The sequence below is a fragment of the Sphingobium sp. Z007 genome (assembly GCF_900013425.1).
In the GTDB taxonomy this organism is placed as follows: domain Bacteria; phylum Pseudomonadota; class Alphaproteobacteria; order Sphingomonadales; family Sphingomonadaceae; genus Sphingobium.
Genome location: NZ_FBXK01000001.1, coordinates 702,834 through 716,135 on the forward strand (window position 1 = coordinate 702,834; position 13,302 = coordinate 716,135).

Sequence of the window (13,302 nt, forward strand, 5' to 3'; positions counted from 1 at the left end):
CCATGGCCCGCGATCCGCTCGCCGCCTATAATCAGAAGCGCGACTTCGAGCGCACCCGCGAGCCGAAGGGTGAGGTGGCCGGGACGGGCGGCAACAGCTTCGTCGTGCAGAAGCATGACGCCACCCGGCTGCATTGGGATTTCCGGCTGGAGATCGACGGCGTCCTCAAAAGCTGGGCCGTGACCAAGGGGCCGAGCATCGATCCCACAGACAAACGCTTGGCGGTGCGGACCGAGGATCATCCGTTAAGCTATGGCGATTTCGAGGGATTGATACCCGAAGGCGAATATGGCGGTGGCACGGTGATGCTGTGGGATCGCGGCACCTGGCAACCTGTCGCAGGCAAGAGCGCCAAGGATCTGGACAAGGGCCATTTGCACTTCACCCTGGATGGCGAACGGATGAAGGGCGAATGGCTGCTCGTCCGCTTGAAGGGGCGACCGAAGGAGAAGCGCGAAAACTGGCTGCTGCGCAAGATCGAGGATGCGGATGCGGGCGAAGGCGACCAGCTGGTCGAACAGGCGCTTACCAGCGTCCTGACCGGACGTTCGATGGCGGACATTGCGGCCGACAAGGCCGGTGCCCAGTCGCTCGCCGGGGTGAAGGGCAAGGCGTTCGCCGGCAAGATGCAGGCGGCGCGCGACCATAATGCCAGGATCACAGCCAAGCCGCGCAAGGCCAAGACCAAGCCGCCCGCCTTTGCCAAGCCTCAACTCGCGACACTGGTGGACGATGTGCCCGTCGGCAATGACTGGCTGCACGAAATCAAGTTCGATGGCTATCGCGCGCTCGCTGCGGTGGCGGGGGAGCAGGTGCGCATCTTCACCCGCAGCGGGCTGGACTGGACCGATAAGTTTCAGCCGCTCGCCGCCGCGATCGCGGCCCTCGACCTGCCGCCTGCCCTGATCGACGGCGAGATCGTGGCCTTCGGCGCGGACGGCAATCCCAGCTTTTCCGCGCTCCAGTCTGTCCTGAAACGCGGCCATGGCGCGCAGCGCGAGGATACGCCCTTTCATTTCTTCGCTTTCGATCTGCTGTCGCTGGAGGGGCAGGACATGAGGGCGCTGCCGCAGATCGAGCGGAAGGAGCGGCTGGAAGCCCTGCTGAAAGCCGCAACGCCGCCGGTCCAGGTCGCCGACCATGTCATCGGCGCGGGCGAGGCGCTGTATCGTTCACTGTGTGAAGCGGGGCAGGAGGGAATCATCTCCAAGCGCATCGACGCGCCCTATCGCGGCGATCGCACCCGCAACTGGGTCAAGGTCAAATGCACTCGGCGGCAGGAGTTCGTCATCATCGGCCGCAGCGCCAGCAATGCGCGCGGTCGCCCCTTCGCCTCGCTGCTGCTGGCTCAAAATGAGGGCAAGACGCTGGTCTATAAAGGCAAGGTCGGCACCGGCTTCGACGCGGACGTGATGGCGATGCTCGACAAGGCGATGGTCCCGCTCGAAACGGACAAAGCGCCCGCCGATGTACCCAAGACCGAAGCGCGCGGCGCGACTTGGCTGAAACCCAAGCTGGTCGCCGAAATCGCATTCGCCGAATTTACCGCCGACGAGCGGGTGCGCCATGCCAGCTTCCTGGGCCTGCGCACCGACAAGAAAGCCAAGGCGGTCGCGCCGGAAAAACCTGCCCCCACGCCGAAGTCTGCCCCAACCGTGACGATCAGCAACCGCGACCGCGTCATCTTCCCCGAAAGCGACCAGACCAAGGGCGAACTGGCCGACTATTATGCCGCCATCGCCCCCCTCATGCTGCCCTTCGCCGCGCGCCGCCCGATCAGCCTGGTCCGTTGCCCCCAGGGCCGGGCCAAGAAATGCTTCTTCCAGAAACATGATAGCGGCGCTTTCGGCAAGGCGGTGCATCAGGTCGCGATCCGCGAGAAGGACGGGGGCAGCGAGGATTATATCTATGTCGAGGATGCCGAGGGACTGCTCGCCTGCGTCCAGATGGGCACGATCGAATTTCATGGCTGGGCCAGCCGCACGGACGCGGTGGAACGGCCCGACCGCATGATCTTCGACCTTGATCCCGACGAAGGCATGGATTTCGACCGAGTGAAAGCGGCGGCGCAGGACATCCGCGCGCGCCTGTCCGATATCGGCCTCGTCTCCTTCGCCATGCTGTCGGGCGGGAAGGGCGTGCATGTCGTCGTGCCGCTAACGCCAGGCCATGATTGGGACACGCACAAGGATTTCGCGTCCCGCTTCGCCCAGGCGCTGAGCGCGGCCGAGCCCGACCGCTTCGTCGCGACTATGAGCAAGACCAAGCGCAAGGACAAGATCTTCATCGACTGGCTGCGCAACCAGCGCGGCAGCACCGCCGTCCTGCCCTATTCCGCGCGCGCCCGCGCCGGCGCTCCGGTGGCGATCCCGATCGACTGGGACGAACTGGGCGGGATCAAGGACGCGCATCCCTTCTCGATCGGCGATGCGGACAAGCTGCGCGACCGCGCCGCCAGCCTCAAAGGCTGGGGCTTCGCCGCGCAGGCCCTGCCCGACATCTAAGTGGGGCATCAACCCGGCCCGTTCGCTTCGAGCGAAGTCGAGAAGCAGATAGCGCAATGCCCGCGTTTCTCGACTACGCTCGAAACGAACGGATGGCGACTGATCCCCGTTCAACCCCGTGGCGTAAGACCGCCCAGCGCAATATCGACCAGCTTTTCCGCCACCTCTTCGGGGCTGAGCGGGCCATCGGGATCATGCCAACGCGCCGGCCAATTGAGCGCGCCCGCCAGCGTGAAGGAGGCGAAACGGATATCCACCGGCGCAATCGATCCGTCGGCCATCCCCTCCGCGATCATCCCGCGCACCGCGTCGTCAATTTCCCGCTTGCGCGCGCGGAACCTGGTGGCGCTATCCAGCGACAGCACCTCTTCATTGGTGCGGATCACGCAGCGGCCGAAATCGTCCATGTTGATACAGGCATAGCGCAGCAGGAAGGCGCGCAATCGGTCATGACCGCTTCCCGGCGCATCGGCCGCCTTATCGGCAGCCTCCCGCAGCATCGACAGGCCGCGATTCACACATTCGACCAGCACCTGCTCCTTGTTACCCAAATAATGGTAGATGGTCGGCTTGCTCACGCCCAGGCTGGCCGCGACATCGTCCAGCGAGGCGGCATGATAGCCGCGTGCGTTGAACATCCGCACCGCCGCCAGCAGCACGGCTTCGCGCTTGTCCGCCCGGTCCTGTTCCCGTTCCGCCTTGTTGCGGAAGGGGGAGGGAGCGGCGGTGGCGGAAACGGGGACGGCGGATTTGGGCAACATTGTCTCCTTGGGCGTTCTAAGTATTGACAAGAAACCGCCGGACAATCAATATACCGGTGAGTATAAAAAATACGGGTGCGTTTATGCTAACCGAGATTCAGGCGGCCATCCGCGATACCGTGCGCGACTTCGCGCAGGACCATATTCGGCCGCACAGCGCCCGCTTCGAAGCGGAAGGCGGCTATCCGCCCGCATTGTTCCAGGAGATGGCAGGGCTTGGCCTGTGGGGCATGACCGCACCCGAAGCCTTTGGCGGCGCGGAAACCGACGCTGTATCCTATGCGCTGGCGCTGATGGAGATCGCGGCCGCCGACGGAGCGCTCTCCACCATCGTCTCGATCCAGAACTCCATCCTCGTCTCCGGCTTGCTCAAGGACGGCAGCGACGCGCAGAAGGCGCGCTTCCTGCCCGACCTGATCGGCGGGCGGACGATTGGCGCCTTTGCGCTGACCGAGGCCGACGCCGGGTCCGACGCCTCGGCAGTGCGCACCCGCGCCGTAAAAGTCGACGGCGGCTGGCGCATCACCGGGTCCAAACAGTTCATCACGTCGGGCAAGATCGCTGGCCTTACGATGATCGTCGCCGTTACAGATGCTGATGCTGGCAAGAAGGGCCTGTCCGTCTTCATCGTCCCAACCGACCGGCCCGGCTATGACGTGGACAAGGTCGAACATAAGATGGGGCAGGGGGCGTCGGACACCTGCGCGCTGCGCTTCGACCACATGTTCGTGGAGGACGACCTGCTGATCGGCCAACCCGGCCAAGGCTACCGCATTGCGCTCGCCAATCTGGAGACGGGTCGCATCGGCATCGCTGCCCAATGTGTCGGCATGGCGCAGGCCGCGCTCGACATCGCGGTCGCCTATGCCAAGGATCGCAAGAGTTTCGGCAAGGCGATCATGGAGCATCAGGCGGTGGGCTTCCGCCTCGCCGACCTCGCGACCCGGCTGGAGGCGGCGCGGCAGCTCGTCCTGCATGCCGCACGGATCAAGGATGCGGGCCTGCCCTGCCTCGCCGAAGCGTCGATGGCCAAATTGTTCGCGTCCGAAGCGGCCGAGGCGATCGTGTCCGGCGCGCTCCAGACGCTGGGCGGCTATGGCTATCTGGAGGAATATGGCGTCGCCAAAATCTATCGCGACGTGCGCGTGTGCCAGATTTACGAAGGCACATCGGATATCCAGCGCATGGTCATCGCGCGCAGTCTTTAAGCAGGAGTCATAAGATGCAGGACGATCCCATTGTAATCGCAGGCTATGCGCGCACCCCGATGGGCGGGTTCCAAGGTGCCTTGTCGTCGGTCAAGGCCACCGATCTGGGCGCCGCCGCGGTCAAGGCCGCGGTCGAGCGCGCGGGCGTGGCGATTGATGCCATCGACCGCATCTATATGGGCTGTGTCCTGCCCGCTGGCCTGGGGCAAGCGCCTGCGCGACAGGCGGCACTGGGTGCCGGTCTTGGCCTCAATACAGAGGCTACTACGGTCAACAAGATGTGCGGCTCCGGTATGCAGGCCGCGATCATGGCGCATGAGGCCCTTGCCAGCGGCGCGGCCGATATCGTGATCGCGGGCGGCATGGAAAGCATGAGCAACGCGCCCTACGCCCTGCCCAAGCATCGCGGGGGCGCTCGCATCGGCCATGATCGCATCGTCGACACGATGATGATGGATGGCCTGGAAGACGCCTATGAACCGGGCAAGGCGATGGGCGTGTTCGCCGAAGAAGCGGTGCGCGACTATCAGTTCACGCGGGAGGATCAGGACGCCTACGCCATCCGTTCGCTCGACCGCGCCAATGCCGCGATCGGCAGCGGCGCGTTCGTGCGCGAAATCACGCCTGTCACGGTCAAGGCGCGCGGCGGCGACACCGTCGTCGATACCGACGAGCAGCCCGGCAAAGCCAAGCCGGAGAAGATTCCCTCGCTTAAGCCCGCCTTCGCCAAGGATGGCACCATCACGGCTGCCAACGCTTCGTCCATCTCGGACGGCGCGGCCGCGCTGGTCATGACCCGCGCCAGCGTGGCGGCGAAGCTGGGCCTCAAGACGGTGGCGACGGTCGTCGCGACCGCTGCGCACGCCCACGAACCGTCCAAATTCACTACCGCGCCGGTGCCGGCCATGCGCAAAGTGCTGGAGAAGGCCGGCTGGTCGGTCGCCGATGTCGACCTGTTCGAGGTCAACGAAGCCTTTGCCGTGGTCGCCATGATCGCCGTGAAGGAACTGGGCATCCCGGACGACCGGATCAACGTCAATGGCGGCGCGACCGCGCTCGGCCATCCGATCGGCGCGTCGGGCGCGCGCATCCTGGCGACGCTGATCGCGGCCCTGGAAACGCGCGGCCTGAAGCGCGGGGTCGCCAGCCTGTGCATTGGCGGCGGCGAAGCCACCGCCATGGCGATCGAACTGATCTGAAGGAGACAGGGAAATGGACATCAACGGCGTAGCAGCGATCGTTACCGGCGGCGCATCGGGCCTGGGCAGGGCGACGGCGACGATGCTGGCGCAGCAGGGCGCTAGAGTCGCGATCTTCGACCTGAATGAAGAGGCCGGGCAGGCGACCGCGCAAGCGCTGGGAGGTGTCTATGTCGCTGTCGATGTCGCGAACGACGTCAGCGTTTCCGCGGGTCTGGACGCGGCGGAGGCGGCGCATGGCGTCGCCCGCATCCTGGTCAATTGCGCGGGGATCGCCCCGGCGATCAAGACGGTGGGCAAGGAGAATGCGCCCCATCCGCTTGATGCCTTCGCCAAGACGGTGACGGTCAACCTGATCGGCAGCTTCAATATGATCGCCAAATTTTCCGCCCGGCTCGCCGCGGCGGAGGAGATAGACGGCGAACGCGGCGTCATCGTCAACACCGCCTCGGTCGCGGCCTATGACGGGCAGATCGGCCAAGCGGCCTATAGCGCATCCAAGGGTGGCGTGGTCGGCATGACCCTGCCGATCGCCCGCGACCTGGCCCAGCACAAGATCCGCGTGATGACGATCGCGCCCGGCATCTTCCTGACACCCATGCTGGAAGCCTTCCCGCAAAATGTGCAGGACGCCTTGGGCGCGCAGGTGCCGCACCCCAGCCGCCTTGGCAAACCATCCGAATATGCGCAACTGGTGGAAAGCATCGTCCGCAATCCGATGCTCAACGGCGAGGTCATCCGCCTGGACGGCGCGATCCGCATGGCGCCGCGCTAGGGGTAAGACGATTGTGGTTGAAACCAAATCCGTTGGTGTTGAGTAGGGGCAGCGCCCTTCGACTGCTGGCTAAGTCGAAGGGGCTATTCAGGACGAACGGTTTGTTCCAAATTCACGCCAGCGCCTCGACCTCCGTATCGGCCACCAGCTTGGCCAGCCGCGCCGCGCTCACATCGTCCAGTGGCGCGAACAGCAATAGCCGCTGCCCCGGTGCTTCCTCTATCGCATAGCTGGTGTGGCGGAACATGATTTCGCCAACGCCCGGCATGTCGGCGATATTGGTGTCCTCGAAATGGGCCATGATCTCCGACTCCTGCCAATAGCGGCGGAAAAATTCGGACTGGTCCATCATGTCGGCGATGATGCCTTCGAACACCTCCGGCTGGGCGGTGCGGCTATAATCCCATTTGAAACGGGCGATCAGGCGGCGGCACATATCCTGGAACTTGTCCGGGTCGGCGCGATAGCGCGGGTTCAGCATCAGGATGCGGAACAGGTTGCGTTCCTCGCGCGGCATGGCGCTATAATCGCGAAAGGCGCGCGCGACGAGCCGGTTCCAGCCGATCACCGTCCAATCCTCCACGATCACCAGCGCAGGGATAGACAGCGCGTCCATCAGATGCTGGGTGCCGGCATGGATCGTCTCGTCCGGGCGACACGCCAGCGGCGGCGGCCGATGCTGGGCCAGGGCGAAGAGAAATTCGCGCTCATTGGGGCTGAGGCGCAGCGTGCGGCTCAATCGCTCCAGCATCGGCGCGGATAGCTGCACCTCCCGGCCCTGCTCGAACCAGGTGTACCAGGTGACGCTCATCCCCGCGAGCGTCGCCACCTCTTCGCGCCGAAGCCCACGCGTGCGGCGGCGTTCGCCGGGCGGCAGTCCGACTTCAGACGGGGCCAGCTTCGCCCGCGCGGCTTTCAGGAACCGCGACAATTCTTCCCGTTGTGCCATGCCTTATCCAGTTACTCGTAATGATGGGACATCCTACGGCCTTCTTGCGGGCCGTTTCCTCTGCAAGACCTTCGATCCTGCGATCGGCAGCATAGCCGAGACTACACAGGAGAGTAAGATTGGCTGGCAAGCTATTTGTGACATGCGCGGTGACGGGAAGTTCGCCGATGCCCACGCACCCCAATTTCCCCTTCCGCCCCGATCATGTCGCCGCCGAAGCGCTGGCGGCGGCCGAAGCGGGCGCGGCGATCATCCACCTGCATGTGCGCGACCGCGAAACCGGCGTCCCGTCGCAGGCGCTGGACGATTATCGGGAGGTCGTGGGCCTGATCCGGGCGAAGAATAACGAAGTCATCCTGAACGTCACGACCGGGCCGGGCTGCACCTGGATGCAGGGCGATGAAGACCCCGCCGTCTGCGGCCCCGGCACATTGATGTTCACGGCCGAACGGCGGCTGGAGCATATTCTCGACCTCAAGCCCGACATGTGTACGCTCGACATTTGCACGATGCAGCTATGGGGCGGAGTGGCGATCAATCTCGACCCCATGATCACCAAGATGGGGCATATGATCCAGGACGCCGGCGTGCTGCCGGAGATCGAATGTTTCGAGGCGGGTGATTTCGTCTTTGCCGACGACCTGATGGCCAAGGGCGCCATTCCCAAGGGGGTGCCCTTCACCTTCGTCCTGGGCACCAAATATGGCCTGCCCGCGACGCCCGAAGCCATGCTCTATGCCAAGAACCAAATTCCGCGCGGCGCGCAGTTCACCGGCTTTGGCGTCAGCCGCCACAGCTTCCCGATGGCGGCGCAGTCGGCGCTGCTGGGCGGCAACATCCGCGTGGGGTTCGAGGATACGATCTACCTGCGGCGGGGCAGGCAGGCGGCGGACAATGCCGATCTGGTGCGCTGGGGTGTCGAAATGATCGAGCGGATCGGCGGCGACATCGCCAGCGCGGGTGAAGCGCGTGCGATGCTCGGCTTGAAACAATAAGGGAGAGGATGGATATGACGCAGGCAACTCAGGCGCCCATGGGCGACGTAAGCGGCAAGACCGCCTTCATCACCGGTGGGGCGGACGGCATCGGTCTTGGCATCGCGCGCGCGCTGTTGCGGGCAGGGGCCAATGTGGTGATCGCCGACATTCGCAAGGATGCACTGGCGCGGGCGAAGGCGGACCTGGCCGCCGATGCGCAGGTGGAAACGGTGCAGTTGGACGTCACCGACCGGGCCGGATTCGTCCGCGCGGCCGACGCGGCGGAGGCGCGCTTTGACAAGATCCATATGCTGATCGGCAATGCCGGGGTTGGCGTGCTGGGCCCGGTGCTGGAGGCGCGGTTCGATGACTGGGACTGGGGGCTTGGCGTCAATCTGGGCGGGGTCATCAACGGTCTGGTCACTATCCTGCCCCGGATCAGGGCGCATGGCGAAGGCGGGCAGATCGTCACCACCTCCTCGCAATCGGCGCTGATCCCGATCAACGGATCAGCCATCTATACCGCGGCTAAGGCGGCGGTGCTGGGCCTGTCCGAAGCGATCCGGGGGGAGCTGGCCGCGGTCAATATCGGCGTATCGGCGTTCATGCCGGGACCGGTGCAAAGCAATATCGGCCATAGCAGCCAGTTGCGCCCGGACGCCTTCCGCGAAAATAGCGGTTATCGCCAGCATGAGGCAGCGATGGAGCAGCGGCCAGTCTCGCCGCTGTGGATGAGCGCCGATGAAGTGGGCGAACGGGTGCTGGCCGGCATCCGCGCCAACGACCTGTATATCCTGACCCACCCTGAATTTGCGGACGGTATGCGCACGCGGTTCGACGCGATCCTGGCGTCTATGCCGGACGAACGCATCAACCAGGAACGGGCGGGCGCCATCGGCTTCCTGCTGTCCAATCCGGTGTTCGACGATCAATTGGCCCGGCGGACCGCGCAGGAACCAGTCGCATGACGCACGTCGCGGGGCGCACCGCCTTCATCACCGGCGGCGGATCGGGCGTGGCGCTGGGGCAGGCGAAGGTCTTTGCGCAGGCCGGGTGCAGGGTCGCGATCGCCGACATCAGGCAGGACCATCTCGATGAGGCCATGGCCTGGTTCGACGGGCGCGGGCATGAGGTGATGGCGGTGAAGCTGGATATCACCGACCGTGATGCCTATGCCCGCGCCGCCGACGAGGTGGAGGCCCGGCTGGGGCCGGTGGAACTGCTGTTCAACACGGCGGGCGTGTCGATCTTCGGGCCTTTGCAGAACGCGACCTATGATGATTGGGACTGGCAGCTGGACGTCAATCTGCGCGGTGTCATCAACGGTATCCAGACCTTCGTGCCGCGGATGATCAAACGGGGCAATGGCGGGCATATCGTCAATACCGCGTCGATGTCCGCCTTCGTCGCGCTCAAGGGGACGGGCATTTACTGTACGTCGAAGATGGCGATCCGGGGCCTCACCGAATGTCTGGCGCTGGACCTGGCCGATCATGGCATCGGCGTGTCGATGCTCTGCCCCGGCGCGGTCAACAGCAACATCCACGAAGCGGTGCTGACCCGGCCGGCACATCAGCAGAATACCGGCTATTATGGCGCGGACCCTGGCGTGATGGCCCATCTTAAGCAGGTGATCGCGGTCGGCATGGAGCCGGAAGTGCTGGCGCAATATGTGTTGAAGGGCGTCGAGGACGACCAGCTTTATATCCTGCCCTATCCCGAATTTCGCGGGACGCTGGAGGACATCCACGCACGCGTCATGGCGGCGGTGGCGCGGCCGGAGGACGATCCCGATTACGAGAAGCGCGTCGCCCATGGCGTGCCTGGCGGCGAGAAGCGGGAGACGGTCGAGAATTAGATATGCCTCTGGCCGGGCGGATGAAGGGGTCCGCCCCGCCAGCTTTTTACATCGACAAAACTCTGATTCAGCCCAATCCCAACAATTTCACCGCATTATCCTTCATGATGAGCGGCAGCACTTCGTCCCGGAAGCCCGCTTCCCGCGCGGCGTCGATCCATTTTTCCGGGCGAATGAGAGGCCAGTCGGACCCAAACAGCATCTTATGTTTAAGCTGCGTATTGGCGTATTGGATCACCTGTTTCGGAAAATATTTGGGCGACCAGCCTGACAGGTCCATGAAGACATTGTCCTTGTGCAGCGCCATAGACAGGCTTTCGTCGGTCCAAGGCCAGCTGGGATGGGCCAGGATGATCTTCATGTCGGGAAAATCGACCGCGACATCGTCCACCAGGATCGGCTGGCCATATTTCAGCCGCACCCCGCCGCCGCCGCGCATCCCGGTGCCCATGCCCGAATGGCCGGTGTGGAAGATGGCGGGCAGCTTATATTCGGCGATGACTTCATAGATGGGATAGGCGACCCGGTCGGCCGGATGGCAATCCTGCATGATACCGTGGAATTTGAAGCCCTTCACCCCGTAATTTTCGACCAGGTCGCGGGCCTCGCGCGCGCCATACTTGCCCTTGCGCGGGTCGATCGAGGCGAAGGGAATGACGATGTCGCTGTCGTTCGCGGCCAGTTCCGCCACCTCGTAATTGCTGATCCGCTTGGCGCCGATGCCGCTCTCGCAATCGACGGTGAACAGGCAGAAGGCGATATTCTGCGCGCGATAATAAGCGATGGTTTCGGGAATGGTCGGCCGCTTGCGATCCGCCTTGAAATAGGCGGATGCGGCGTCGAAATATTTCGCCATCACCGGGTCTTCGGGATCGTGGCACGACACTTCGGCATGAACATGCACGTCGATGGCGATGACTTTCGTGGGATCAACGGGCATTGGGCTTGCTTTCCAGTGTCTTGTCCTCATTGGCGCGGTGGATGACGTAAGCACGGATATCCTCAATCTCCTTGGCGGAAAAGATCGAGGCGAAGCTGACCATGCCATTATCCTTCAATGCGCCATCATGCACGATCATCTGCCAGGTGGCTTTGTCGTTAAGCGCGGCGCTGTGGCGCAGGTCGGGGACGATGCTGCCGCCGACCGCGGAATCGCCATGGCAGGTGCTGCAATAGCGGCCGAAGCGTGCGCCGCCCGCTGCAATCTCCGCCGCGCTGGCGGTGGAGGGCGGCGGGTCGAGCGGCATGGCGGTAAGCGGCGGCACGGGCGGCAGGGGGGCCTTGCCGTCCAGCTTGAACACCAGCAGGCGGCTGATGTTGCGGCTGGGTCCGCTCTTGTCGGAGAGGATGCCGGGGGCCAGCGCCCAGACGCCGCCCCAGCCGGCCATCACCGCCACATATTGCGCGCCGTCCAGTTCATAGCTGATCGGCGCGGCGACGATGCCGGTTTGGGCCGGGAAGGACCAGAGCTTGCGGCCATCCTTGGTCGCATAGGCATTGAAATCCCCGGTCGCCGTGCCCTGAAACACCAGATCGCCGCCAGTCGCCAGCAGCCCGCCATTCCATGGTCCCTTATAGGAGACGCGCCATTTTTCCTTCTGTGCGACCGGGTCCCAGGCGATGAGCGCGCCGGTGGTCGCCTTCATCGCGGCCTCGCGCACCGCCTTGTCGGCGGGCATGGCGGCCGCTGCGATATCGACGCCGACGTTGAAGCCTAGCTTGTTCGCCTTCCACCCCTTTTCCGGGATATAAGGGAAGGCGGCGAGGTTGGCGGGGATGAAGACGGTCCGGCTCTTGGGATCAAAAGCCATAGGGTGCCAGCTATGCGCGCCGGTCGCGCCGGGGGAGCCGATGAAGGGCTTGCCGGTTTTGTAATAGCGCGCCGCCGGATTCTCGATCGGGCGTCCGGTCTTCATGTCGATGCCGCTGGCCCAGTTGACCGGCACAAAATTCTTCGCCGACAGCAGCTTTCCGTTGGTGCGGTCGAGAACGTAGAAAAAGCCGTTCTTGGGCGCCTGCATCAGCACTTTCTTCTTCTGGCCGCCCATCTCCATGTCCGCGAGCATGATATGCTGGGTGGCGGTGAAGTCCCAGCTATCGCCGGGCGTCGTCTGATAATGCCAGGCATAGGCGCCCGTCTTGGCGTGGACTGCAACGATCGATGAGAGATAGAGATTGTCGCCCTTGCCTTCGGAGCGATAAGTCTGGTTCCAGGGCGAACCATTGCCGACGCCGATATAGAGCAGGTCAAGCTCCGGGTCATAGGCCATGGCGTCCCATACGGTGCCGCCGCCGCCCTGTTTCCACCACTCCCCATACCAGGTGGCGGCCGCTTTCTTGAGGTAATCCGGTTCTTGTTCCGTGCCGGGCTGGGCCGGGACGGTGTAGAATTTCCAGCGCTCCTTGCCCGTATCGGCATCATAGGCCGCGACATAGCCGCGCGCGCCGAACTCCGCCCCGCCATTGCCGATGACGACCAACCCGTTCACCACGCGCGGTGCGCCGGTGATGGTGTAATTCTTGGTCTGGTCGAGCGTCACGACGCTCCAGACCGGCTTGCCGCTCTTGCGGTCGATCGCGATCAGGCGGCCGTCCAATGTGCCGACGAACAATTTGTCGCCCCATGCCGCCACGCCGCGATTGACTGCGTCGCAACAGGCCTTGACCAAGGTTTCGCGCGGCACCTGCGGGTCATAAGACCAGAGCAGCTTGCCGCTGCGCGCATCATAGGCCTTCACCATGCTCCAGGCGGTGGAGGTGTAGAGCACGCCGTCGATGAAGAGAGGCGTGCCCTCCTGCCCACGATTGGTGTCCAAGTCAGCGAACCAGGCGAGGCCCAGCTTCCCGATGGTGTCCTGGTTGATCGCGGTCAACGGGCTGAACCGCTGCTCGTCATAGGTGCGGCCGGTGGACAGCCACTCGGCCGGTTTGGCCGCGATGATGCGTGCGGCATCCACGCCGCCGGTCACGGCCGGGGCGGTCGCTTCCTGGCTGGTCCCCGTGCCGCAAGCTGACAGGGCCAGACTCGTTCCCACCAGCAGCGCTATCGCGATCCGCATCCTATTCCTCTC

General features: G+C 64.2%; 11 protein-coding genes. 7 read left to right on the top strand and 4 right to left on the bottom strand.

Translation table 11 applies throughout. The features are described 5' to 3' along the window. The first annotated feature begins 2 nt into the window (after nucleotides 1-2). Nucleotides 3-2,504, top strand: coding sequence for a DNA ligase D (ligD, locus tag CEQ44_RS03225; protein ID WP_088182836.1), 2,502 nt, complete (start codon nucleotides 3-5; stop codon nucleotides 2,502-2,504). 110 nt (nucleotides 2,505-2,614) lie between these two features. On the opposite strand, the gene CEQ44_RS03230 is transcribed toward ligD, so the two are convergent. Then, nucleotides 2,615-3,262 (bottom strand): TetR/AcrR family transcriptional regulator, encoded by a 648-nt coding sequence (locus tag CEQ44_RS03230; RefSeq protein ID WP_373557354.1) that lies wholly within the window; start codon nucleotides 3,260-3,262, stop codon nucleotides 2,615-2,617. Nucleotides 3,263-3,348: 86 nt separating this feature from the next. On the opposite strand from CEQ44_RS03230, the gene CEQ44_RS03235 reads away from it, so the two are divergent. Genes CEQ44_RS03235 through CEQ44_RS03245 form a run of 3 tightly spaced genes read left to right on the top strand, consistent with a single transcriptional unit; the run spans nucleotide 3,349 to nucleotide 6,447 of the window. After that, nucleotides 3,349-4,473, top strand: a complete 1,125-nt coding sequence (locus CEQ44_RS03235; RefSeq protein WP_088182834.1) for an acyl-CoA dehydrogenase family protein — start codon at nucleotides 3,349-3,351, stop codon at nucleotides 4,471-4,473. 14 nt (nucleotides 4,474-4,487) lie between these two features. Continuing rightward, nucleotides 4,488-5,672: an acetyl-CoA C-acyltransferase gene (locus CEQ44_RS03240; protein ID WP_088182833.1), complete on the top strand. Its 1,185-nt coding sequence runs from the start codon at nucleotides 4,488-4,490 to the stop codon at nucleotides 5,670-5,672. 13 nt (nucleotides 5,673-5,685) lie between these two features. Continuing rightward, on the top strand, nucleotides 5,686-6,447 hold the full coding sequence (locus CEQ44_RS03245) for an SDR family NAD(P)-dependent oxidoreductase (protein WP_088182832.1): 762 nt from the start codon (nucleotides 5,686-5,688) through the stop codon (nucleotides 6,445-6,447). 112 nt (nucleotides 6,448-6,559) lie between these two features. Here the strand turns inward: CEQ44_RS03245 and CEQ44_RS03250 are convergent, their stop codons facing one another. Beyond that, nucleotides 6,560-7,396, bottom strand: a complete 837-nt coding sequence (locus tag CEQ44_RS03250; protein ID WP_088182831.1) for a helix-turn-helix transcriptional regulator — start codon at nucleotides 7,394-7,396, stop codon at nucleotides 6,560-6,562. A 137-nt stretch (nucleotides 7,397-7,533) separates the two neighbouring features. On the opposite strand from CEQ44_RS03250, the gene CEQ44_RS03255 reads away from it, so the two are divergent. The 3 genes from CEQ44_RS03255 to CEQ44_RS03265 are packed head-to-tail and all read left to right on the top strand — an operon-like array spanning nucleotide 7,534 to nucleotide 10,231. Beyond that, nucleotides 7,534-8,391 (top strand): 3-keto-5-aminohexanoate cleavage protein, encoded by an 858-nt coding sequence (locus tag CEQ44_RS03255; RefSeq protein ID WP_254913637.1) that lies wholly within the window; start codon nucleotides 7,534-7,536, stop codon nucleotides 8,389-8,391. Between the two features lie 14 nt (nucleotides 8,392-8,405). Further along, complete coding sequence (locus tag CEQ44_RS03260; RefSeq protein ID WP_088182987.1) at nucleotides 8,406-9,341, top strand: SDR family NAD(P)-dependent oxidoreductase; 936 nt, start codon at nucleotides 8,406-8,408, stop codon at nucleotides 9,339-9,341. Beyond that, nucleotides 9,338-10,231, top strand: coding sequence for an SDR family oxidoreductase (locus tag CEQ44_RS03265; RefSeq protein WP_088182829.1), 894 nt, complete (start codon nucleotides 9,338-9,340; stop codon nucleotides 10,229-10,231). Before CEQ44_RS03260 ends, CEQ44_RS03265 begins: the two co-directional genes overlap by 4 nt. Before the next feature lie 67 nt (nucleotides 10,232-10,298). On the opposite strand, the gene CEQ44_RS03270 is transcribed toward CEQ44_RS03265, so the two are convergent. Continuing rightward, the gene (locus tag CEQ44_RS03270; protein ID WP_088182828.1) at nucleotides 10,299-11,171 is read right to left on the bottom strand and encodes an amidohydrolase family protein; all 873 of its coding nucleotides are present in this window, start codon (nucleotides 11,169-11,171) and stop codon (nucleotides 10,299-10,301) included. Continuing rightward, nucleotides 11,161-13,290, bottom strand: coding sequence for a PQQ-dependent dehydrogenase, methanol/ethanol family (locus CEQ44_RS03275; RefSeq protein WP_088182827.1), 2,130 nt, complete (start codon nucleotides 13,288-13,290; stop codon nucleotides 11,161-11,163). Before CEQ44_RS03275 ends, CEQ44_RS03270 begins: the two co-directional genes overlap by 11 nt. Nucleotides 13,291-13,302: the final 12 nt, after the last annotated feature.